Source organism: Variovorax sp. GW821-FHT06D12 (genome assembly GCF_059419205.1).
The window spans coordinates 1,152,903-1,174,552 of record NZ_JBWKRI010000001.1 but is presented as its reverse complement, the minus strand read 5'-3'; the positions used below and the strand labels follow the sequence as shown (position 1 = coordinate 1,174,552).

The window sequence follows — 21,650 nt, the reverse complement described above, 5'->3', positions numbered from 1 at the left end:
CAGTTGTTGCAATCGCACAGGGAACTTCAGGTCAAAGGGAGTTCCAATGCGGTCTACGACAGGTCGTTCTACGGACTTGCCTGTCGGGATCGTCCTTCAAGCAGACATCGGCGGCCCTCGAGTCCGGCGGCGGAAATCGCTGCAAAGCAGACAAGCGCGGCTGGCTACATGCAAAGAAGGCGGGATGGGAATGAGTTCCTCATAAGCCACACAGTCGATAGCTGAAAACGGTGGCCGATCAGTGCGCAGGATCCATGCGCAGCCGGTACGCCACGCCATCGCGTCCGGGGTCGGCGCCGCCATGCAGGCCGTCGGCCTGGATCTGCACGCCGTGCACCCAGCCGATGGTGTAGTTGTACGGGTTGCGGCCAATGGCGTAGCCCTGTGCTTCCAGCGCGCGTGTGGTGGAACGCGGAATGCGGTTGCACACGTCGATGGAGTTGCTGGTGGACGAGAAGCGAGGTGCCGACACGGCTGCCTGCATCTCCATGCCGTGATCGATCACGTTGAGAAGCACCTGCAGCACGCCCATGGCGATCTGCGTGCCCCCCGGGGCGCCGAGCACCACGTCGAGCTCGCCGTCCTTGAAGGTCATGGTGGGGCAGGACGAGGTGAAGCGGCTCTTGCCCGGCTGGATGCTGCCGGCGCGGCCCGGACGCGGGTCGAACACGCCCATGCAGCCGTTGTACAGAAAACCCATGCCCGGGGTGATGATGCCCGAGGGCATGGCCAGCGAGTGGGTCAGGGACACGGCGTTGCCGTCGGCGTCCACCACGCTCAGGTGGGTGGTGTCGCGCGGCACGGGCGCGCCAGGGTTCACGCGCTCCACGTTGAAGCGATGGCCCGTGCGGATCTGCTCGGCCACTTCTCGGGCCATGTCCTTGGACAGGAGCTGATCCAGCGGCACATCGAAGAACTTCGGGTCGCCGATGCAGCGGTCCTTGTCGATCGTCGCCTTCTTCATGGCCTCGCACACCCGCTGCAGGTAGGCGGGGCTGTTGTGCTCCAGGCTCGCCAGATCGAAGTGCTCGAGGATGTTGAGCATCTCCAGCAGCATGGCGCCGCCGCCCGGGGGCTGGTTGGTCGTGATGGTGCGGTCGCGGTAGCGGCCCACCAGCGGCGGGTTGCGCTGCACCTGATACCGGGCCAGGTCGTCGAGCGTGATCAGCGCCCCCAGCGACTGCAGGTGCGTCACCATTTTTTGCGCCAGGTCGCCCTGGTAGAACGGGCGCGCACCTTCTTCAGCAATCTGGCGCAGCACGGCAGCCATGCCTTCGTTGCGCAGCGGCGCACCGATGGGCTTGGGGCGCCCGTCAGGGCGGCAGTACAGCTGGCGGCTTTCCTCGCAGTACTGCAGCCGCTCCAGGTTGCCGACGCGGCCCATGGTGGGCTCGTCGATCCAGAAGGCGTGCATGCCGGGGCGCACAAAGTAGCCGTCCGCTGCCCAGCGGATGGCGGGCTCCACCACCTGCCGCCACGGCAGGCGGCCGTGCGTCTGGTGCATGGCCTCCAGGCCCTTGAGCGTGGCCGGCGTACCGATGGACTGGGGGCCGATGTCGTTGACGCGGCCCTTGAGGATGAAACCGAAGCCGTCCTTGGTCTCGCCCTCGAGCAGGTGCTCCCACATGTTTTCCCTGGCCGCCAGCGGCGCGGGCGAATGGAAGTCGAAATATTCATGCACCTGGGCGCCCGGCAGGTAGACGGCGGCGGTGCCGAAACCTGCGATACCGCACATCAGCGGATCGACCACGGTCTGGGCCAGCGCGGTGGCCACGGCGGCATCCACCGCGTTACCGCCTGCGCGCAGGATGTCGATGCCGGACTCGGCGGCCTCCGGTTGCGGGCAGACCACCATTGCTTCTTTTTTCATGAGGTGTGATGACGAACCCCTTGCTGCATCGGCGATACGGCAAGGGTGAAGATGGAAGAAAAGGGGGCGGCGCTTGCGCGGCCGCCGACTTACTTGGCGCTGAGGTTCAGCGCCCCGAGCGTGGGCCCCCAGGCCTTGGCGTCACGCGCCGCCGTTTCCATGACCAGCGCGGAAGGGCCGGACATGGGGATCACGCCCATGCTTTTGAGCTTGGCCTGCACGTCGGGACTCTGGTGGAAGGCCGTCGTCGCCTTGTTGAGCTTTTCCACAATGTCAGCCGGCGTGCCGGCGCGCGCCACCACGGCACTCCAGCCCATGTTGTCAAAGCCCTTCACGCCAAGCTCGCCCAGGGTGGGCACATCGGGCAGCTCAGGGGTGCGTTGCGGCGACAACACGGCCAGTGGATTGAGCTTGTGGTTCTTGATGTGGGGCAGGGCGGTGCCATACACAGGTGCCATCACCTCGGTTTGCCCGCCAATGGTGGCCAGGATGCCGTCGGCCTCGCCCTTGTAAGGGATGTGGGTCATCGAAATGCCCAGGGCATTGGACACCAGCTCGACCGCCAGATGGGTGGAGTTGCCCAGGCCGGCGGACGCGAAGTTCAGCTTGCCGGGCGCCGCCTTGGCTTTTTCCGTCAGATCCTTGAGCGTCTTGATGCCCGTGGCCGGGTTGGCCGACAGCACGAACGGCACCGTCGTCAGCATGGTCACGCCAACGAAATCCTTCTCGGGGTTGTAGGGCAGTGGCTTGTAGGTGAACTGATTGAGCACCATCAGCGACACGCTGCCCAGCAGCAGGGTGTAGCCATCGGCGGGCGCATTCAGCGCGTTCTGTGCGGCAATGAGGCCGCCCGCACCGGGCTTGTTCTCCACCACGATGGTGGCGCCAATGGCCTTGCCTGCGTGTTCGGCCCACATGCGTGCGATGGTGTCGCTGCTGCCGCCCGGGGCCTGAGACACGATCAGGCGCACGGGACGACTGGGGTAGGAGGCTTGCGCGAACACGGTGGTGGCCGTGGCGGCCGCGACCGCGGCACCCATCAGGATCTTGTAGACGTTCGTGATTGCTTTGGGCACAGGGATTCCTCAGAGGGTCCATCATGAAAAGATGAAGTAATTTTCATGACAACCTCTGCCATCCGCCTAGTGAAAATGCAAAATGGATGCATGAAGGTTTACTCATGATCGAGCGTTCGGAAGGCCTGTCCTGGGCACGAGGCATCAAGGTCCGGCATCTGGAGTCCTTTCTGGTGCTGGACGAGGCGGGCACGCTGACCGAAGCGGCGGCGCGACTGCACATGACGCAATCTGCCATGTCGCACTGGCTGGCAGAGCTCGAACGCGTGGCGGGCACGCCGCTGGTGGTGCGCGGGCGCAAGGTGCAGCTGACGCCTGCCGGGCATCTGCTCAAACGCCTGGCCATCACCGTGCTGGGCGATATCGCCCGCACCGGCCTCGAAATGCATGCGGTGGCTGCGGGACGCGTGCCGCGACTGAACGTGGGCAGCGTCTGGGCAGGCATCGCCGGCGGCCTGCCCGAAGCCGTGACCGCGTTCCAGCAGCGCCATGCCGACGTGGCCGTGTCCATCCACGACGGCCTGTTCGACGACCTGCTCAAAGGCTTGGACACGCGTGCCATGGATGCCGTGATCGGCGTTCTGGATGCGCGGGCGCACCAGCCGCAACTGGCGCACCACGTGCTCTTTGACGACCGGGTGAGCATCGTCATCGGCCAGGGCAGCAAGCACTGGGACAGCAACCAGCCGCTGGGCTTTGCCGACGTGCTGCGCGAGCATTGGGTGATGCCACCCCTTGGCACGCTCACTCGCATCCAGATGGATGCCTATCTCATCGAGCAACAGGCATCGTGGCTGGTGCCCAAGGCAGAAACCGCCTCGTTGGCCATGATGCAGGCGCTGCTGCAAAAGGGTGACTATGTCGGCGTGTGTGCGGAATCCATGGCGGACTACATGGCCTCGCTGGGGCTGTTCCGCAAGGTCGCCATCGATTCGAACATCCGCTTCGGCCCCATCACCGTGGTGTGGAACCGCGAGCACGTCTCGGCCACGCTCATGGACTTCATTGCCTGCCTGAAGGCGCACGCGCGGGGCTTGCCTGCCGCACACGTGCAGGAGGCGCCCAGCGCTTAGCGGCCGGCCAAGGCACGTGTCTCAGGTCGAACCGGAAGCTTCGTAGACCACCACTGCCGCGGCCAGGTCCTCCAAGGCGGTGCCCACGGCCTTGAAGACGGTCCGCCCGTTACTCTCGGCGCGTCCCTGGATCCGGCCCGCGGCCAGGTCGGCCAACTCCCCTGCCACATCGTCGGCGGCGAACACGCCGCGCGACAGGGGCCCGAGCAATTCGCCACTCTTTTGCAGCGCCTCTTGCGTATCGACAAACAGACGCGCACCCGCAAAGCAGGCATCGTCGGCTTCGCGCATCTGCGGCGTGAAACTGCCGATCAGGTCGAGGTGGCTGCGAGGCCGCAGCCACGCTCCCTGCACCACCGGCTGCGTGGCGAGCGTGGCACAGCTCACGATGTCGACGTCGTTCACCGCCTTGGCGAGATCCGGCGCAACGGCCGCCTCGATGTTCTGCGCGCACAGCCGCGCAGCGAGTGCCTTCGCCGCAGATTCGTCGCGGTCCCACACCACCACGCGTTCGATCGGACGCACGGCGCGGTAGGCCTCGGGAATCAGACTGCCGACACGCCCGCAGCCGACGACCAGCAGGCTGCGCGCATCGGCAGGCGCGAGATAGGACGCGGCCAGGGCCGAGGCGGCAGCGGTGCGGCGCGACGTGATCTCGTTGCCGTCGATCTGCGCCAGCGGCTCGCCCGTGCGTGCGTCGTACAGCACATAGGTCGAGAACAGTCCGGGCAGGCCGCGCTGCGCGTTGCCCGGGAAGATGGTCACGGTCTTGATGCCCAGGTAGCGGTCGTGCTGCCAGGCCGGCATGACCAGCACGGTGCGGGGCGAGGTGTGCGTCCCGGCCTGCAGCGAATGCGTGTGTCGCAAGGGCACCTCGCAGCCAGCGATGAACATCTCCCGAAGGGCCGGGATCAGGCGGTCGAAGGGCAATGCACGGCGGGTGCTCTCGGTATCGATGATTTTCATGAGGTCGCGAATGGAATCAGGTGAATGAAAGTGCCGGCCGTCATGCCTCGAGCACCACGTCTTCGAGCGGGATGGCCTGGCAGGCCAGGCACACGGCCGGGTCTTCCGGTTCGCTGCCGTGCAGATGGCGCACCTTGCCGCTCAGCACACGCACCGCACAGCTCTCGCACTGGCCCACACGGCAGCCGCTGGCCATCTGCACGCCGAGCGATTCGCCAAAGGTCAGTAACGTGCCCTGCCGGGGCGTCCACGTTGCGGGGGCGCGGCCTGAGCGCGCAAAGCTGACGGTGAAGCGCTGGTCGCCGTCGGTGGGCGGCGTGGTGGGCGAACGGAAGACCTCGCTGAAGATGTCGAAGCGCGGAACGCCCCGCGCCACGAGGCCGGCGGTCACCGCGTCCATCATGGCCGGCGGTCCGCACAGGTAGAAGCGGGCGCGCTGCGCGATCAACGCGTCGTCCACCACGCTCGCGTCGATGAAGCGATCCGACTGGTAGTCGATGCCCTGACGCTCCTGCGGCTGTGGTGCGTTGTAGTGGTCGACAACCTGCAACTGCGGCAGCCGCGCGCGGTGCTGCGCAATGCGCTCGCGAAACGCGTGGGTCGTGCCGTTCTGGTTGGCGTAGTAGAGCCAGATGGCCGGCCCCTGCGCGCCGTCGGGCAGCGATTCGAGCAAGCTGATGAAGGGCGTGATGCCGATGCCGCCCGCGAAAAAGACCAGCGGCTGCGGCGAGTGGCGCGGCAGCACGAAGCCGCCGGACGGCGCCCGCAGCGCGAGGGTGTCGCCGACTTTCAACGCGCGGTGCAGGTGGCTCGACACGCGCCCCTCGTGCGGCGTGCCGTCGGCCGAGCGGCCGCGCTGGTGGCGCACGGCCACGCTGTAGCTGCGCCGACCCGGCACCTCGGCCGCGCCCGTGAGCGAGTAGGCGCGCGTGACCTGCGTGCCATCGTCCAGATGCAATTGCATCTCGATGTGCTGACCGGGGCGGTAGTCGGGCAGTTCGCCGCCGTCGACTGGCTCGAAGTGGATGCCCAGCACGCCGTCGGCCTCGGGCCGCAGCGCGCTGATGCGGAAGGGGCGGTAGCCGGACCACTTGCGCTGCCGCATCTCTGTGGCCGGGTCGCGTTCGATGTCGCAGAGAAACGAGCGATGCGGCACCGAGCCGCTCACGGGGTCGCAACTGTCGGCGGATATCAGCGCGTTGAAGTTGCTGCCCAACGCGCCTTCAATCGGCAGGCCGTCGCGGTCGAGCTCGGGGCAGCTCTGCCACCAGCCGAACTCGGCCACGATGACGTCGTCCCCCAACTGGGGCGTGACGCGGGCGACGAAGCGGGCCTCGCCCACGCGCGTGCGGATGCGCATCCAGTCGCCGTCGACGATGCCCTTGGCGGCCGCGAGCGCGGGGCTCAATTCGGCCACCGGATCGGGCGCGCGCTTGCGCAGCGAGGCCAGACTGCGGTGCTGGCTGTGGCAATAGAAGCCGTTCTTGGCCGAACTCAGCACATAGGGAAAGCGGCCCTGGCGCGTGGCCTTCGCATCGCGCGGCGTGTCTGCCGGTTCGACGAAGGTGGCGACCGGCGGCTGGCCGTGGCGCAGCAGGGTTTCCGAATAGAGCTCGACGCGTCGCGTCGGGGTGTCGAAGCCGCGCACGCCGGTGGGCGTGGCGCGGGCGTACTTCTGCTCGCTCGCGTCGATGGCGCAGGCCATGCCTTCGGGCCGGGCACGCAACTGGTCGACCGTGAGGCCGAGCGGCTCGAGCATGTGGTTCCAGCCCGCGTCGAGACTGCCGCCAAAGAAGCCGTCACCCATGCCCAGGCGAACGGCCAGGTCGAACAGCACGTCGTTGTCGGCGCGCGATTCACCGCGTGGCGTCACCATGCGCTGGCGCAACTGCACCCAGCCGGCCGCACGGTCGTCGATCTCGAAGCCGATGCGCAGGCCTTCGCGCTCCCAGGGTGTGTTGACCGGCAGCAGGATGTCGGCGTACCGGGCGGCGGGTGTTTCGAACAAGTCGCAGTGCACGTGGAATTCGAGCTGCGACAGTGCCTGGTGCGCGAGTGCGGTGTCGGCCTGCGACACGGGCAGGTTGGTTCCGAAGGCCATCATCGCGCGCACCCTGTAAGGCTCGCCTTCGAGAATCGCGCGGTAGGTGTCGCGCGCCGTCACCCAGCCGTGCGCGGGAGGGCCGATCGGGCGCTGCGCCAGACCGAGGGCCTTGGCGCGCTGCGCGTCGGGCAGCAGTGAGAGCGAGTTGACGGCGTTGACGCGCGGACCGACGCGAACGCGGTTCGCGCCGATGCGGTCGAAGCTGCCGCACAACGCATACAGCGTGGCGACAGCGCGCTCGGCTTGCGTCGCGTTGGTGTGCTGGCCGATGCCGGTCCAGGCGTGATAGGCCACGCGACGGCAGGTGCCGAAAAGCTCTGCGACCGCGCGCAAAGACGCTTCAGCAACGCCGGTGATGCGTTCGACATTCGGCGGCGTGTAGGCCGCGCAGCCCTGGGCCAGCAGTTCGAACGCTGGCGCACACGACAAGCGATGTGCGCCCACGTCGATCTCGACCGCGCCGCGCAGGCGGAAGTGGGCGGCGTCCTGGGTTTGCGCCGCCTGCTCGGTGTCGTAAGGCACGGCGCAGCCTCGCGCGTCGTTCCATGCCACGAAGCGGTTGCCCTGGGCATCGGGCCACAAGTCCTGCTCGCGCAGGAAGTGTCCGTTGTCGCTGCGCACCAGCAACGGGGCATTGGTCCACGCGCGCACGAAACCTTCGTCGAAGCGCGCGTCCGCGATCAGCAGGTGGATCAGCCCCAGCGCCAGTGCCGCATCGGTGCCGGGCCGCACGGGCAGCCAGGTGTCAGCCTGCCGCGCGAGCGCCGTGGGGCGCGGATCGATCACCACCATCTTCGCCCCGTTCGCGCGGCCTCGGCCGATCGCGTTGGCCTGCGCCAGCCAGGTGTTCGCGGGGTTGTGACCCCACAGCACGATCAGTTCAGCCTGCGCGTAGTCGGCCGCGGGCATGCCGCAGCCGAAGGTGAAGGCGTGCGCGAAGTCCTTGTGCCAGTTGCAGACCTCGGTCGCGTAGCAGATGTTGGGGCTGCCGAAGAGGCGCACGAAGCGCTCGATCCAGTCGATGCTGTCCGTCAATGGCGTGCCGCTGGGGGTGGTCACGGCGAACACCACCGACTCGGCACCGCTCTCGGCCTTGATGGCGCCCAGGCGCTTGGCGGTCTCGGCCAGTGCCTCGTCCCAGCCGATGCGCACCCAGCCCGGATCCGCTTCGGTCTTGGGCCGGGTGCGGCGCATCGGGTAGCGCAGGCGGTGCGGGCTGTGCACCAGCTCGGGCGCGGCCTTGCCCTTCATGCACATCGCCTGGCCGGTGGGGTGCGAGGCGTCGGGCCGTACCGACACCAGCATGTCGTCACGCACCTCGTTGAGTGTGCCGCAGCGCGAACGGCAGAGCGTGCAGTAGCCCTGCCTGGTTTGCGTGGGCGCCGTCGTCGTCATCACTTGCATCCGGAAGCTGCGCGGCTCAGGGCATCACCGGCGCGACATAGCTCAGCGTGCGCCCGAAGGCCCAGAGCATGAAGAGCACCAGCGGCGCATGCACCAGCAATTGCAGGAAGGTAAAGCCCACGATGTCGCGTGCCTTCAGCGACAGCACGCCCAGCAGCGGCAGCATCCAGAACGGGTTGATCAGGTTGGGCAGCGCCTCGGCCGCGTTGTAGACCTGCACGGCCCAGCCCAGGTGGACCTTCAGGTCGTTGGCTGCTTGCATGACGTAGGGCGCCTCGATGATCCACTTGCCGCCGCCCGAGGGAATGAAGAAGCCCAGCACGGCGGAATACGCGCCCATCACCACGGCGAAACTGTCGACGCTGGAGATGCTCACGAACAGATGCGCGATGCGGTCCGACAGCGTGATGCCTGCGTCGCCCTTGGCGCCGGTCAGCATGGCCGCGATGGCACCGTACAGCGGGAACTGGATGATCACGCCCGCCGTCGACGGCACTGAACGCGACACCGCGTCGAGAAAGCTGCGCGGGCGCCAGTGCAGCAGCAGCCCGATCATGAGGAACAGCAGGTTGTAGGTGTTGAGGCCCGAGATCGCGATCAGCGGGCTCTTGGCCATGAACTCCTGCGCCAGCCAGCCGAAGCCCAGCGCGCACAGGAGCAGCGTGAGCAGCGGGCTGCGCTCGAACCACTCGCCGGGGCGGCGCTCGGCGGACTCGGCGGAAGCGGGCTTGGCTTCCGTGAGGTCCACGCCCAGGTCCTGCGCCGTGACCGCGTGCTTCGCGTCGGGCGCCGACCACAGTGCGATGGCCACCGACACGACCATCAGCACCAGCGCCATGGCGACCGACTGCCACAGGAAGATGGTCTGGCTGAACGGGATCACGCCGGTGATGTCAAGAATGCTCTTGGGCAGGCTGCTGGCGTTGGCCTGCAACTGCGCCGCCGACGAACTGAGCCCCAACGCCCAGGTCGCGCCCATGCCGAGGTAGGCCGCCGCGCCGCCGGCGCGGTAGTCCATGCGCAGGTCGAGGCGGCCGGCCAGCGCGCGCACATAGAGCGCACTGAAGATCAGCGAGATGCCCCAGTTGAAGAGCGACAGGATCATGCTGATCGCCGCCACGTATGCGATGGCCTGGCGCCCCGACACGGGCAGAGCGGCCAGCTTGCGGATGAGTCGGGCCGCCGGCGGCGAGGTCGCCACCACGTAGCCGCCGACGGCCACCAACGCCATCTGCATCGTGAAAACAATGAGGCTCCAGAAGCCGTCGCCGAAAGACTTGGCCACCGCTTGTGGGCTCGACCCGTTCAGCAGCGCGGCGCCCGCGACCACCACCACGGCGATGGCCGCGAACACAAAGGCGTCGGGAAACCAGCGCTCGGCCCAGGCCGTGAAGCGCAGGCCCAGGCGGCTCAACAGCCCGGCATCGGTCGAAGCCTCCTGGGGTACAGAAGGGTGGGCGCCGTGTCCGGCGGAAGTGTGTGATGTCGATGGCATGGGGGTCTCCTGCTACTGCTGCTGGAACGGTGGGCGTCCTCGTCACACGCCTGACATGGCGTGCTGCCCGGATGTTAGGAATTGCCATCGACAATTCATAATCTCTATTTTCAATAGAGCGATATAGGATGTATCTATGTCGATAACGATCAAGCAGCTGCAGCACTTCGTGGCTGCCGCGCACACGGGGCAGGTGTCCCGCGCAGCCCAGCGCTGCTATGTGAGCCAGCCATCGCTGACCACTTCGCTCAAGAACCTGGAGTCGACGCTGAAGGTGCAGCTCTTTACGCGACACTCCGACGGGCTAAGGCTGACCGTGCAGGGCGAGGGCTTCCTTCGGCATGCGGAGCACATGCTGCATACGCTCGATGCGGCGGTAGAGGAGACGCGCAACTCGGTGTCCTCGGTCGAGGGGCGGGTGCAGATCGCCATCACCGACACCGTGTCCGAATACATGCTGCCCAAGATCATCGGCGCGATGCGCAGGCAACTGCCGCTGGTCGAATTCGAGCCCGTGGAGCGCAACCGGCTGGAGATCGAGAACGGCCTGCGCAGGGGCGAGTTCGACCTGGCCGTGGTCCTGGTGTCGAACCTGTCTCGTGCCCCGGACATACGTCGCGAGAACCTGCTGAAGTCGGAGCGCCGTCTGTGGACGTCGTTCGACCATCCGCTGGTGGCGCAGAAGTCGGTGTCGCTGCGCGAGATCGCGCAGATGCCCTTCGTGCTGCTGGACATGGACGAGCACGTGGACACCGTGGGCCGCTACTGGAGCGCGATGAAGCTCAAGCCCAAGGTCGTGTTCCGCACCAAATCGATCGAGGCCGTGCGCAGCCTCGTCGCACAGAACGTGGGTGTGACCATCCTGTCGGACCTGGTGTTTCGCCCCTGGTCACACGATGGTGGGCGCATCCGCAGGACAGTGGTGTCGAGCGCGGTGCCCTCGATGGACCTGGGGCTGGCCTACCGGCGCGGGGCCGTTCTTTCCGAAGCCACGGCAGCCTCTGCAAGCACCTTGCGGTTGCTGGCCAAGACGCTGACGAGAGAGTCACAGCCGCGGATGGATGACGAGCCGCAGTAGCTTTCGAGTGGGCCGCTTCAGTTGCAGGTCCAGTGCTCGCTGATGCACTTGAAGGTTGGCCGACTGTAGCCGGTCGGGCGGAAGCTTCGGCACCGCTTCACGGCCGCCGAGCCCGGTGCGTCGCGGTCACTCGGTGGCCATCCGACGTGATCAGCTCCACTGCCGCTCATAGGCGGCGACACGCATGGCAGGCGTGGGGTGAGCGACAGCTACCGGCAGTTGTCGCCCAGTCATCGAAGGCGGGCTTATCGCAAGCCAGAAGAATCGCGTCCAGGACCGCGTCTCTGGCGGCCTCATCGGCATTGTCCCGGCAGGCCGCGCAATACGGGCAGCAGTTGCTGCGTTCGCACAGGATATTTCAGAACAGCCGGAATTGCGGTGCGTCACCCTGTTAAGAAGAAGGAAGGGGGCGGCCGCACTGCGCCGACCGATCAGGCAGTTCCGGCTTCAGCCACGCGCAACCGGTAGAGACCGACGTCGACGAGCCCCGCGTGGAAGCCGGCCTCGCAGTAGGAGAGGTAGTAGGTCCACAAGCGCTTGAACGCGGCGTCGAAGCCGAGTGGCTCGATCTGCGGCCAGGCGGCGAGGAACCGGCGACGCCACTCTGCCAGGGTTCGCGCGTAGTCCTTGCCGAAGCAGCGGGAAGCCTCGATCACCAACCCTGCGCGTTGCGCCTGTTCCCGCAGCACGCGCGGACTGGGCAGCATGCCGCCGGGAAAGATGCAGTGCTGGATGAAATCGGCCTCCTGGCGGTAGCTGTCGAACTGCGCATCGGCGATCGTGATCGCCTGCAGCACCACAACGCCACCGGGCTTGAGGCGCTCGCGCAAGGTGGCGAAGTAGGTGGGCCAGTAGGCTTCGCCGACGGCCTCGATCATCTCGATGGATACGATGCGATCGAACCGGCCCTGCACGTCGCGGTAGTCCTGCAACCGCAGGTCGACCCGGTCGGCCACGCCCCAGTCCTGCGCGCGTTCGCGGGCGAAGGCCAGTTGCTCGCTCGACAGCGTGACGCCGGTGACGCGCGCTTCGTGCCGGAGGGCCAGGCTCGCGGCCAGCGTTCCCCAGCCGCAGCCGATCTCGAGCACGTCGCCCCCTTGCGGGGTGTCGAGCATGTCGGCGATGGCAGTGAGGCGACGCGCCTGGGCGGCTTCCAGCGTGTCGTCGTCGGCGTCGCTGAACATCGCGCTCGAATACAGCATGCTGTCGTCCAGCCAGTGCCGGTAGAACGCGTTGCCCAGGTCGTAGTGGAACGCGATGTTGTGCCGGCTTCCGCGCCGGCTGTTGCCGTGGGTCAGGTGCCGCAGCCGCGCCGCCCAGCGCGCCAGCCCGCGCCCCTTGAGCAGCGATCCCCAGGCCGACTCGTTGGCCAGGCCGAATTCGAACAAGGCCAGCAGGTCCGGACTTTCCCACTCGCCATTGCGGAACGACAGGGCCAGGCCCAGATCGCCTTGCAGCGCCAGGCGCAGCAGAGGGCGCCAGCTCAGCAGGCGCAGGCTCGCGTGCGGCCCGGGTTCGCGGCCGGCCACCTCGATGCACCGGCCGCCCGGAAGGCTCAAGCTCAGCCGGCCGAAACGCGTGCGGGCCAGCAGCCGGCGCAGCGGCGAGAAGAACGGCGCGGCACTGAGGGCGGGGGCGGAAGGCGTGGTCAGGCTCATGGGGTCTTGCTCGAAGAAACGATGGTGAGGTCGCGCTCGGGGGCCGCCGGTCGCGGATGCAGCGGCACGCGCTTGATCCACAGACGCAGGGCCTGCCAGTGGATGGCGGCCACCACCTTGAGGGTCAGCAACGGATGCGTGATGAACACGCGCAGCAGCGCCAGGTCGCTCAGGGGGGCGCGTTGGCCGTCGAGCCGCGCGTTGAGCACGGCGCCGGCCGCGTCGTGCACGCTGATGCCGACCGAGACCGCCTCGCCCGGCGGTGCGATGCGAAAGCGGTAGTGCAGGTCCATGCCGTTGAAGGGGGAGACGTACATCTGCTTGTCGCAGTGCTGCTCGACGATGGACGCGCCGTCATCAGCGACCGGGATCAGGTAGCTGTGCCGCTGCCCGAAGGTGTTGTTGACCTCGTACAGCAGCGCCTGCAGCGCACCGCCGGGTGCATGGCAGAACCAGACGCTGAGCGGGTTGAACACATGGCCGAGCAGTCGCGGCATGGCCAGCAGCCGGATCGCGCCGCCGGTCGGAAGGCCGGCCTCGCGCAGCCGCTCCTCCACCTGGGCCCGCAGGTCGCGGCCCGAACCGTCGCCATGGTCGGCGGCATGGAAGCTGAACAGGTTGAACCGGTCCACCGAGAAGCAGCGCAACCGGGCGTGCAGTTGCGGCAGTTCGTCGATGTCGATCAGCAGGTTGTAGACCCGGTAGCTCAGCCGGTGCCGCTTCGGACGCAGCCGCTGGTGCATGACGCGTCCGATGTAGAGCGCCGAGCCTTCGTGCGCATTCATGAGGCGACGGTCTGCGCGTGGTGCGGCAGGTGGATGCGCCCGGACTCCTGCGCCACGCGCCAGGGCCGGCGCACGCCGCCGAGCGCTTCGGCGACGGCCAGGCCGGCCTGCAATCCGTCCTCGTGGAAGCCGGCGCCGAAGTAGGCGCCGCAGAACCAGGTGCGGCGCTGGCCCTGCAGCTGCCACAGCTGGCGCTGCGCGGCCATGGCCGTGGCATCGAACAGCGGGTGGTCGTAGACCTCGGTGCGGATCAGGTGCTCGGGCCGTGGGTCGATCGCCGGGTTCAGGGTCAGGAACAGCGGCTCGGCCGCCGCGCCCTGCGGCAGGTGGGGCTGCAGGCGGTTCATCCAGTAGGTCACCGTCGGGGCCGCGCCGCTGCCGCGCGTGCCGAGGTAGTTCCAGCTCGACCACACGGCGCGCCGCGCCGGCATCAGGGCCGGGTCGCGGTGCAGCACGGCCAGGTTGCGGCTGTAGGGCAGGGCACCGAGCAGGGCACGCTCGGCACCGGTGGGCGCGTCAAGCAGCGCCAGCGAGCGGTCCGCATGGGTGGCCAGGACCACCTGGTCGAAGCGCTCGGGCCACCAGCCGGCGCTCGTGCGAAGCCGCACACCCGCCGGCTCGCGATGCAGTTCGAGCACGGCCCGGTCCAGCTGGATGCGGTCGGCGAAAGGCTGGCTGAGGCGCCGCACGTATTCGCGGCTGCCGCCCACCACCGTGCGCCAGATGGGGCGGCCGCTGATCTGCAAAAGCCCATGGTTCTCGCAGAACCGCACAAAGGCTGCAACCGGATGGCGACCCACCTGCGCCGCTGGCGTGGACCAGATGGCCGCAGCCATGGGGTAGAGGTGGTCGTCGCGAAACGCGCGGCCATAGCCGTGGGCATCCAGGTAGTCGTCGAGCGCCTGGTCGCCTGCGACCTGCGCATCGTGCGGAGCCTCGCGGTAGAACCGCAGCAGGTCGCGCAGCATGGCCCAGAAGCGGGGGCGCGCCAGGTTGCGCTTTTGCGCGAACAAGCCGCGCAGGTCGGTGCCGGCGTATTCGAGCCCGCCGGCGTCCAGGCTCACTGCGAACGACATGTCCGAGGCCGCGGTCGGCACGGCCAGGTGCTGGAACAACGCGGTGAGGTTCGGGTATGCGGGCTCGTTGTAGACGATGAAGCCGGTGTCCACCGGCACGCTGCCGCGCCGGCCCGGTGCGTCCACGGTATGGCTGTGGCCGCCCAGCCGGGGCTCGCTCTCGAACACCGTGACCTCGTGGCGCTGGGACAGCAGCCAGGCGCACGACAGGCCCGCGATGCCGGTGCCGACGACGGCGATGCGCTGGCCCGAGGGCACCGAGGCAGGCATCGGCAAGGCGGCAGGCGGGGCGAGAAGAGGCAGCATGGGGAGCCTTTGGCGAGTCTTGCTGCCCTGTACGCAGAAAACGGTCATTTGGATTACCCGCGTGTCGCTGCGATGATCCGAATGCCGCTCCCTTGCGTATGACAGGACATGGCCGTTGCTCCCGATCCGTCCAACCCCAGTGCGGGCACTCCGGTGCCCCGCAGTCGCCGAGCGTCCATCTTGACCGTGGTCTCCCCCGATTCCCAGCCATCTCCTCGCGCCGACGATCTCTGGGCCCAGGCGATGGTGGCCGTGGCGCAGCGGCAGGACCGGGACGCGTTCGCGCAGCTGTTCTCGCATTTCGCGCCGCGCATCAAGCACTACCTGATGCACAGCGGCAGCCCGGCCATCCAGGCCGAAGAACTGGCCCAGGATGCCCTGGTCACCGTCTGGCGCAAGGCCGCGCTGTTCGATCCGGCCCGGGCGGCCGCCACGACCTGGATCTTCGCCATCGCGCGGAACCTGCGTGTGGACGCGCTGCGGCGGCGCCAGGGTGTGCAGTCGTCGGAAGACGTGTTCGACTTCGACCTGCTCCAGTCGGACGACCCGGCCGTCGAAGACCAGCTGCACGACGCGCGCCTGAATGAACGCCTGCGCGGCGCGCTGCGCCAGCTTCCGCCCGAGCAGCAGCAGGTGCTGCACCTTTCCTATTTTGAAGACGCGCCGCATGCCCGCATCGCGGCCCAGCTGCGCATTCCGCTGGGCACGGTGAAGTCGCGCGTGCGCCTGGCGGTCGCCCAACTGCGCCGCCTGCTGGAACATTGACGATGGACATCCGACACCACCCCGACGACGACCTGCTGCTGGCCGGGTCCTCCGGCCACTTGCCGGCCGGCATGCGACTGGTCCTGGCCAGCCACCTGGAACTGTGCCCGCTGTGCCGCGAGCGCGCGCGCGCACTCGATGCCGTGGGCGGCATCCTGCTCGATGACCTGGAAGCGGTCCCGCTTGCCGATGACGCGCTGTCGCGCACCTGGGCCCGGATCGATGCGCACGAAGGCGCTGAACCCGCCCCCGTGCGGGTCAGCGCGCCCCCACCGCTGCCGCCCGGTGCGCGCTGGCCGCGCGCGCTCGCTCATTGCAGTGCCACGCCCTGGCGCTGGATCGGTCCCGGCATGCGCTGGAGCCGTGTGACCGTGCCCGAGGCCCCGGAGGCCAATGTCTTTCTGCTGCGCATCGCGGCCGGCAAGTACCTGCCGCAGCACACGCATCAGGGGCAGGAGTTCACCCAGGTGCTACATGGCTGCTTCCACGATGGCCGGGCCTTGTTCGGTGCCGGCGATTTCGATGCGGCCGATGCCGAGATCAACCACCAGCCGGTGGTCCAGGACGGCAGCGAGTGCATCTGCCTGGCCTCGCTGGACGGCCGGCTGCGCTTCGACGGGGCTATTGCGCGTTTCTTCGGCGCGCTGGTCGGGATGTGATGCGCGCCGCGACCCACGCCGACACGCCGCTCACGGCCGTGCCCCATGCCAGGTCGGCGGCCGTGACGGCCCAGGGCCAGTCGCGCAGCGTGGCCTGGTTCGTCAGGTCATAGGTCGCGTAGGCCACGAGCCCGAGCAGCGCGCCGCGACGCAACGCCACGGCGGGCTCGCCAGCCTCCAGTGCCGGCGCGATCGCCAAGACGACCAGGCCGACCAGGTAGAGCGCATAGAACAGCGCCGCCGCCGTCCAGTCGACCTGCGGCGCCATCAGCGCACCGAGCGCGGGCTGGTACAGGCGCGGTCCCATGACCGACAGCCAGACGGCGTCCAGCACCAGAAAACACACGAGCGCCCACAGGTAGGCAGCGAGCAAGGTACGCGGGGATGGCTTCATGGGGTGCTCCGTGCAGGAGAGGTCAGTCGGTAGCTCAGTTGGCGATCGCCCTTGGCGTCAGCGTCGAGCCCGATCCAGCGTCCGCTGTCGGCGGCATACCAGATGCGGATGCGCTGCTGCGCCGCCTGCAGTCGCCAGCCGCGCGCCCGCACGGGCTGACCGCGGACCTCGAGGGTCGCATCGGGCAGCGGCTCGAAGCGGACCGGCTCGACCTTGCCCGTCTGGGGATCGATCAGGCGCTGTTGTTTCACCAGCCGGGGATTCCAGTAGGCAAAGCTCATCGGGCAGTTGCCGTCGAAGCGCTGCGCGATCTGCTGGCGGGTGCCGTCGTCGTCGGTCTCGGCGCGCAGCTCACGCAGGCAGTCTCCGGCCCAGCGCTCCTCGGCCTGGTGCCGGTAGCGGTAGACCGGGATGCCGAGCATGCGCACGGTGAACAGGGCGCGACTGTCGACGCTGCGCGCCGCCGCCGTGCCGCCGACGACAAAGCGATGGGTCCCGATCGGCTTGCCATCGAGCATGGCGGTGAAGTGCCATTCGCCCGCTTCCTCGTCACCTTCCTGTGCCACGGCCAGGCAGGTCGCCAGTGCCAGCATCAGCCCCAGGGCGCTGTGCTTCATGGCCGGGCGCCGCGCCGCGGCGGCCAGGGGATGAAGGCGCTGGTGCGTGCCACGTAGCTGCGGTAGGCGGGCCGGCGCTCGGCAATGTCGTGCTCCAGCAGCGCCACGCCCGACACCTTGAGCAGCAGGACGGTCATCAGCAGCGCAGACGCCAGGCACCACGCCACCGCCCATCCGCCCGCCGACAGCGCTGCCAACCCAAGGCCCCACCAGACGCAGGCCTCGCCGAAGTAGTTGGGGTGGCGCGACCAGGCCCAGAGGCCGCGGTCCATCACCGCATCCTCGCGGCGCGGGCCGCGCAGGAAGCGGGCGAGCTGGGCGTCGGCCACGGCCTCGAAGACCACACCGCCGCCGGCCAGCAGCAGGGCCAGCACATCCAGCCAGGACAGGGGTGACGGGTGCGCGAACGCGGCCAGCAGCGGCCAGCCGACGATCCATGCCAGCACCGCCTGGAGCCCGAACACGAGGTAAAGGCTCTTCAGGCCGAAGTGCGGTTCATTGCGCGCACGCATGGCCTGGTAGCGGCGGTCTTCGCCGTGGCCCCAGTTGCGACGCCCGATGTGCAGCGCCAGCCGGCAAGCCCATATCAGCAGCAGCCCGAGCATCCAGACGCTGCGGGCGTCGAGCGCGCGGGCATGGGCGCCGGCGTAGGCCAGGGCCGGCGCCGCGATCATCAGGGGCCAGATCCGGTCCGCCAGGCTGGCGTCGCGCACCACGACGCTGAACACCCAGACCGGCAACGCCAGGCCGAGGGCGATCGCCAGACCCAGGCATGCGAGCGACAGCATCACCGTTTCTCGAACAGGTAGTGACTGACCCACCACTGGCCGCCCTCGGCGTAGCCGAACAGCTCTTCCACCGAAATGAAGAAGAGCCGCCAGCGGGTCCACCACACCGGCGCGTCGCGCGCTCCGTAGACGGCGGCCAGCAAGGGCATGAGGGTGACCCGCCGGGCGTCCATGCGCGCCAGCCAGGCGGCCGAGGTCCGCGCGTAGTGGCGGCCATCCCAGCGCCAGCGGTGCAGCAGGCGCAAGTCGTCTTGGCAGCGCAGGGCGAGATCGTCGCTCGGCATCATGCCGCCGGAGAAGAAGTGGCGGCTCATCCAGTCGCTGGCATCGCGCTCCTCGAACGGGTAGGGCGCTTCGCGGTGAACGAAGACGTGCATGAAGAACCGCCCCTGCGGTTTCAACCAGCGGGCCACGTGCGAAAAGGCGCGCGGCCAGTTGCGCAGGTGCTCGAACATCTCCACCGACACCACCCGGTCGAAGCGCTCGCCGGTCTCGAAATCATTGAAGTCGCAGGTGATCACCTCGAGGTTGCCCAGGCCACGCGCGGCGGCCTCGGCCGTGATGAACAGCCGCTGCGAGTGCGAATTGGAAACCGCCGTGATGTGGGCGCGCGGAAAGTGTTCGGCCATCCACAGGCTCAGCGAGCCCCAGCCGCAGCCCAGCTCCAGAATGCGCAGCCCGTCTTCCAGGCCGGCGCGGGCGCAGGTCTCGGCCAGGGCCGCCGCCTCGGCCTGCTCGAGCGTCTGCACTCCTTCAGGCCACCAGCAGCAGCTGTACTTCCGGTGGGGGCCCAGCACGCCTGTGAAGAACTCAGCGGGCAACTCGTAGTGCTGCTCGTTGGCTTTTTCGGGCAGCAGGGCCAACGGTGCCTCCTGCAGTCCGTCGAAAAATGCCTCCGAACGCAGGGCGACGGCTTCCGGGGCGCCGCTGTCCAGCTCGACCAGGCGCTGGCGCAGCAGCCGCCGCACGCCCAGCCGAACGGCGCCGTCGGGCACCAGGCCTTGTTCAACCCAATGGATGGCAGTGGAGGTGCTCGAGGCTTGGGGCATGGCGGTGGTTGCGGGAGGAGAGTCTCTTCTTCCTACGCCAGGCCGGCCGCAATGGATCACTGTTCGTCGGCTTCAGCGCATGGGGACTGAGGCGACGGTGCGAAGTACGGCGGTCGGACACTTGGCGGCGTCGCAGGCCAGGCCCACCATCTCTGGACAAACTGGACATGCACCGCGAGAGCTGCGAAGCGGACGTAGCTGTGCACACGGCTCCCGGCGTCAAGAGGGCTGAGCCCGCGCCTACGTTGATTTCACGAGGCTTGATGCATCGGCGTGTGGCGCGACTGGCCGACGATCCGGATCGCAGACGCAGGGGCCGTCTGAATCGCCGGATGGACGGGCGGGTGCAAACCCTGGGTGAACGGCTAGACCACGCCCCGGAACAAGGGCAGGCAGGCCATTGCAAGCTGTTTGACGTGGCGGTCGTCGGTGCCGCAGCAACCGCCCATGACATTGAGGCGCTTCAACCGGTGCATCTTGAGCGCGGCATAGGCCTGCCCCAACTCCACCGGGTCGCCCGCATCCAGTTCGGGCGCCTCGTTCAACTCGGCATGGCTCATCCTGGAGGCGTTCGCGCGCAGACCGCGAATCCGCCCAGCCCACGGCGCGTCGCCATGCACCACCTGCTGGAAGTGGCTGGGGTGGGCGCAGTTGATCATGAAGTAGGCCGGATAGCCCGCGGTGGCACCGTCCACCTGCTGGATGGCGTCCGCCAGGGACTGCCCCGTCGGCAACCTGCCATCGGTCTCCACCGTGAAGGAAATGACGACGGGCATGTTCGCCTGCTTCGCCGCCAGCGCGATCCCCGACGCCTCTTCGACATAGTTCATGGTGATGGCGGTCACCAGGTCGGCTGCGGTGCCGGCGAAGGTCTCGACCTGCGCACGATGGTAGTCCTGCGCTTCGCGCACCGACATGGCACGGTCCGGAACATAGCCGTCGCCGCGAGGTCCAAGGCATCCGCTGATGACGATCGGCGTCCGGCGGGTCTGGTAGGCATCGCGGATGTCCTCCAGCAGACCCACCAGTTGCCGGTTGACCGCCGCGAGCTCCTCGAGGCTGTAGCCCAGCCTGCTCCCCCAGTCTGGATTGGACCGCCAGGTTGCCGTTTCCAGAATCAGCCCGACGTCGAAGCTTCTGGCCAGCGCCGCGTAGGTCCGGAAATACTTCCGCAGCACTCTTTCGCCTTCCGGCGTCCGGAGCAGGTGAAAGGCGGCAAAGTCGGGAAGTTCCTGCCCCTCCAGAAAGATCAGGGTGGTCTCGATGCCGCCGTCGGTCATGAAGAAATCATCGCCGAGCTGCGGCAATGCGCTCCTGTAGGTTGCCATCGCTGACTCCTCTCATTCGGGTGTCCGAATGGCCGCGGCCGCCAAGGCGCCGGGCCCGCGAAGCGGATGATGACAGTGAGCGCCTCGCGGGCCAAGTGCTTGGCCGGCGGCGCGCCTTTTTCCCCCTTCAGGCTTCGGCTGTCGATCAACTGCCGGTGGCGGTCACTCGAAGCCTGACGGAGGGGCTGGAGTTCACGGAGTGATCTCTCCGGATCGGATGGTCATGCGAACAGCGTCGGCTGTCGTCGTGGCCCCCAAGCGTCGGCGGACACGCCGCAGGTGATTCTCGATGGTGCGTTCGGAAAGGCCCATGCTGGATGCAGGCTTCCGCCGGCCGCTTTCCGGCAGCCATCCAGCGCATGACCGTTTGTTCGCGCGGAGTCAGGCGATGCTCGAACCGCTGAGCCTTTCCGGTCGACGCCTGCACCCGGCGGCTCCGTGCAACGGCGTCAGCTCGTTCGGCGCTTCACATTCGGAACCAAGGCCTTGATCACCGCGTCGGCCATCCGATGAAGAGACGGCGCGTTCTGATAAACCCGCTCCATCACTGCCAGGCCTCGGGTGAATGTGATGACAACCTGCGCGGTTTCCTTGGGGGACAGCGACAGCTGTGTCGACATATCCCCCTTCGACATGGCGGCTGAGACGACGCCCTGGAGCTCGTCGAGCAACTGACGCAGCCGCTCCTGGATGCGCGGGCCTGCACCATCGACCTCCGTTGCCGTCTTCGTGGTGAGACAGCCCCGAGGCGGTACGCCTTGCGTCATGTTGGCGATCGCGACCTTGAAGAAGGCGCGCAACGCCGTCTCTGCACGGGGTTTGTCGAGGGCTGTGCGCGCGTTGTCCAGAAACCTGGTGGCGTACGCCTCGAAGGCCAGCAAGAACAGCTCCTCCTTGCCGCCATAGGCGTGATAGAGCGAACCGCGCTGCACGTCGGCGGCCTCTGCCAGATCGGCCATGGACGTGGCCCGCCAGCCTTTTTGCCAGAACACGTCCAGCACGGCGTCCAACACCTTGGCCTCATCGAACTGCCTGACTCCTGCCATGAGAAATCCTCGCGCTTTCTATCTTTGACAACTACGTCAAACTTGACAATACTGTCAATGATAGTCCGTCCGCCACGCAGGCGATGCCCGCGGCGCCAGGCAAGACACTGGCA

19 protein-coding genes are annotated in these 21,650 nt (G+C 67.9%); 4 read left to right on the top strand and 15 right to left on the bottom strand.

Annotation, left to right across the window (positions count from 1 at the left end; all coding sequences use genetic code 11):
• Positions 1-238 precede the first annotated feature (238 nt).
• Positions 239-1,870: a gamma-glutamyltransferase gene (gene ggt, locus AC07SQ_RS05310; RefSeq protein ID WP_495270514.1), complete on the bottom strand. Its 1,632-nt coding sequence runs from the start codon at positions 1,868-1,870 to the stop codon at positions 239-241.
• 89 nt (positions 1,871-1,959) lie between these two features.
• A complete protein-coding gene (locus tag AC07SQ_RS05305; protein WP_492684993.1) occupies positions 1,960-2,946 on the bottom strand; it encodes a Bug family tripartite tricarboxylate transporter substrate binding protein in 987 nt (328 codons plus the stop codon).
• Positions 2,947-3,050: 104 nt separating this feature from the next.
• Here AC07SQ_RS05305 and AC07SQ_RS05300 point away from each other — a divergent pair, with 104 nt between their 5' ends.
• Positions 3,051-4,019, top strand: coding sequence for a LysR family transcriptional regulator (locus AC07SQ_RS05300; RefSeq protein ID WP_070059860.1), 969 nt, complete (start codon positions 3,051-3,053; stop codon positions 4,017-4,019).
• Between the two features lie 21 nt (positions 4,020-4,040).
• On the opposite strand, the gene lhpI is transcribed toward AC07SQ_RS05300, so the two are convergent.
• From lhpI to AC07SQ_RS05285, 3 genes are read right to left on the bottom strand one after another with little or no spacing between them, the layout of a single operon-like run.
• Entirely contained in the window at positions 4,041-4,985 is a 945-nt protein-coding gene (lhpI, locus tag AC07SQ_RS05295) for a bifunctional Delta(1)-pyrroline-2-carboxylate/Delta(1)-piperideine-2-carboxylate reductase (RefSeq protein WP_495270515.1), read from the bottom strand.
• 40 nt (positions 4,986-5,025) lie between these two features.
• Positions 5,026-8,493, bottom strand: a complete 3,468-nt coding sequence (locus AC07SQ_RS05290) for a molybdopterin-dependent oxidoreductase (RefSeq protein ID WP_495270516.1) — start codon at positions 8,491-8,493, stop codon at positions 5,026-5,028.
• 16 nt (positions 8,494-8,509) lie between these two features.
• Complete coding sequence (locus tag AC07SQ_RS05285; RefSeq protein ID WP_495270517.1) at positions 8,510-9,988, bottom strand: short-chain fatty acid transporter; 1,479 nt, start codon at positions 9,986-9,988, stop codon at positions 8,510-8,512.
• Between the two features lie 136 nt (positions 9,989-10,124).
• Between AC07SQ_RS05285 and AC07SQ_RS05280 the strand changes: the two genes are divergently transcribed.
• On the top strand, positions 10,125-11,066 hold the full coding sequence (locus AC07SQ_RS05280) for a LysR family transcriptional regulator (protein WP_495270518.1): 942 nt from the start codon (positions 10,125-10,127) through the stop codon (positions 11,064-11,066).
• A gap of 431 nt (positions 11,067-11,497) precedes the next feature.
• Here AC07SQ_RS05280 and AC07SQ_RS05275 read toward each other — a convergent pair whose 3' ends face one another.
• The 3 genes from AC07SQ_RS05275 to AC07SQ_RS05265 are packed head-to-tail and all read right to left on the bottom strand — an operon-like array spanning position 11,498 to position 14,891.
• On the bottom strand, positions 11,498-12,724 hold the full coding sequence (locus AC07SQ_RS05275) for a class I SAM-dependent methyltransferase (protein WP_495270519.1): 1,227 nt from the start codon (positions 12,722-12,724) through the stop codon (positions 11,498-11,500).
• Positions 12,721-13,509 (bottom strand): DUF1365 domain-containing protein, encoded by a 789-nt coding sequence (locus tag AC07SQ_RS05270; RefSeq protein ID WP_495270520.1) that lies wholly within the window; start codon positions 13,507-13,509, stop codon positions 12,721-12,723. The genes AC07SQ_RS05275 and AC07SQ_RS05270 overlap by 4 nt, the downstream gene beginning before the upstream one ends.
• Complete coding sequence (locus AC07SQ_RS05265) at positions 13,506-14,891, bottom strand: NAD(P)/FAD-dependent oxidoreductase (protein WP_495270521.1); 1,386 nt, start codon at positions 14,889-14,891, stop codon at positions 13,506-13,508. The genes AC07SQ_RS05270 and AC07SQ_RS05265 overlap by 4 nt, the downstream gene beginning before the upstream one ends.
• Before the next feature lie 186 nt (positions 14,892-15,077).
• Here AC07SQ_RS05265 and AC07SQ_RS05260 point away from each other — a divergent pair, with 186 nt between their 5' ends.
• Complete coding sequence (locus tag AC07SQ_RS05260) at positions 15,078-15,656, top strand: sigma-70 family RNA polymerase sigma factor (RefSeq protein WP_495270835.1); 579 nt, start codon at positions 15,078-15,080, stop codon at positions 15,654-15,656.
• A gap of 2 nt (positions 15,657-15,658) precedes the next feature.
• Complete coding sequence (locus AC07SQ_RS05255) at positions 15,659-16,315, top strand: ChrR family anti-sigma-E factor (RefSeq protein WP_495270522.1); 657 nt, start codon at positions 15,659-15,661, stop codon at positions 16,313-16,315.
• Here the strand turns inward: AC07SQ_RS05255 and AC07SQ_RS05250 are convergent.
• The 7 genes from AC07SQ_RS05250 to AC07SQ_RS05220 form a co-directional block, all read right to left on the bottom strand.
• On the bottom strand, positions 16,278-16,709 hold the full coding sequence (locus AC07SQ_RS05250) for a DUF2177 family protein (RefSeq protein WP_369646504.1): 432 nt from the start codon (positions 16,707-16,709) through the stop codon (positions 16,278-16,280). The two genes, AC07SQ_RS05255 and AC07SQ_RS05250, sit on opposite strands and share 38 nt — an antisense overlap.
• Positions 16,706-17,326 carry a DUF6134 family protein gene (locus tag AC07SQ_RS05245; protein ID WP_495270523.1) on the bottom strand — a complete coding sequence of 207 codons (621 nt, stop codon included), beginning with the start codon at positions 17,324-17,326 and terminating at the stop codon, positions 16,706-16,708. Before AC07SQ_RS05245 ends, AC07SQ_RS05250 begins: the two co-directional genes overlap by 4 nt.
• Entirely contained in the window at positions 17,323-18,147 is an 825-nt protein-coding gene (locus tag AC07SQ_RS05240) for a DUF1295 domain-containing protein (protein WP_495270524.1), read from the bottom strand. Before AC07SQ_RS05240 ends, AC07SQ_RS05245 begins: the two co-directional genes overlap by 4 nt.
• Positions 18,114-19,163 (bottom strand): SAM-dependent methyltransferase, encoded by a 1,050-nt coding sequence (locus AC07SQ_RS05235; RefSeq protein ID WP_495270525.1) that lies wholly within the window; start codon positions 19,161-19,163, stop codon positions 18,114-18,116. Before AC07SQ_RS05235 ends, AC07SQ_RS05240 begins: the two co-directional genes overlap by 34 nt.
• Positions 19,164-19,528: 365 nt before the next feature.
• Positions 19,529-20,491 carry a homocysteine S-methyltransferase family protein gene (locus AC07SQ_RS05230; RefSeq protein WP_495270526.1) on the bottom strand — a complete coding sequence of 321 codons (963 nt, stop codon included), beginning with the start codon at positions 20,489-20,491 and terminating at the stop codon, positions 19,529-19,531.
• Between the two features lie 192 nt (positions 20,492-20,683).
• Entirely contained in the window at positions 20,684-20,803 is a 120-nt protein-coding gene (locus AC07SQ_RS05225) for a LuxR C-terminal-related transcriptional regulator (RefSeq protein ID WP_495270527.1), read from the bottom strand.
• Positions 20,804-20,940: 137 nt separating this feature from the next.
• Entirely contained in the window at positions 20,941-21,537 is a 597-nt protein-coding gene (locus AC07SQ_RS05220; protein WP_492696694.1) for a TetR/AcrR family transcriptional regulator, read from the bottom strand.
• Between the last annotated feature and the right edge of the window lie 113 nt (positions 21,538-21,650).

Coding starts and splice junctions, on each gene's coding strand:
- ggt (WP_495270514.1), bottom strand. CDS start 1,870: ATGAAAAAAGAAGCAATGGTGGTCTGCCCGCAACCGGAGGCCGCCGAG.
- AC07SQ_RS05300 (WP_070059860.1), top strand. CDS start 3,051: ATGATCGAGCGTTCGGAAGGCCTGTCCTGGGCACGAGGCATCAAGGTC.
- lhpI (WP_495270515.1), bottom strand. CDS start 4,985: ATGAAAATCATCGATACCGAGAGCACCCGCCGTGCATTGCCCTTCGAC.
- AC07SQ_RS05290 (WP_495270516.1), bottom strand. CDS start 8,493: ATGCAAGTGATGACGACGACGGCGCCCACGCAAACCAGGCAGGGCTAC.
- AC07SQ_RS05285 (WP_495270517.1), bottom strand. CDS start 9,988: ATGCCATCGACATCACACACTTCCGCCGGACACGGCGCCCACCCTTCT.
- AC07SQ_RS05280 (WP_495270518.1), top strand. CDS start 10,125: ATGTCGATAACGATCAAGCAGCTGCAGCACTTCGTGGCTGCCGCGCAC.
- AC07SQ_RS05275 (WP_495270519.1), bottom strand. CDS start 12,724: ATGAGCCTGACCACGCCTTCCGCCCCCGCCCTCAGTGCCGCGCCGTTC.
- AC07SQ_RS05270 (WP_495270520.1), bottom strand. CDS start 13,509: ATGAATGCGCACGAAGGCTCGGCGCTCTACATCGGACGCGTCATGCAC.
- AC07SQ_RS05265 (WP_495270521.1), bottom strand. CDS start 14,891: ATGCTGCCTCTTCTCGCCCCGCCTGCCGCCTTGCCGATGCCTGCCTCG.
- AC07SQ_RS05255 (WP_495270522.1), top strand. CDS start 15,659: ATGGACATCCGACACCACCCCGACGACGACCTGCTGCTGGCCGGGTCC.
- AC07SQ_RS05250 (WP_369646504.1), bottom strand. CDS start 16,709: ATGAAGCCATCCCCGCGTACCTTGCTCGCTGCCTACCTGTGGGCGCTC.
- AC07SQ_RS05245 (WP_495270523.1), bottom strand. CDS start 17,326: ATGAAGCACAGCGCCCTGGGGCTGATGCTGGCACTGGCGACCTGCCTG.
- AC07SQ_RS05235 (WP_495270525.1), bottom strand. CDS start 19,163: ATGCCCCAAGCCTCGAGCACCTCCACTGCCATCCATTGGGTTGAACAA.
- AC07SQ_RS05230 (WP_495270526.1), bottom strand. CDS start 20,491: ATGGCAACCTACAGGAGCGCATTGCCGCAGCTCGGCGATGATTTCTTC.
- AC07SQ_RS05225 (WP_495270527.1), bottom strand. CDS start 20,803: ATGGGCCTTTCCGAACGCACCATCGAGAATCACCTGCGGCGTGTCCGC.
- AC07SQ_RS05220 (WP_492696694.1), bottom strand. CDS start 21,537: ATGGCAGGAGTCAGGCAGTTCGATGAGGCCAAGGTGTTGGACGCCGTG.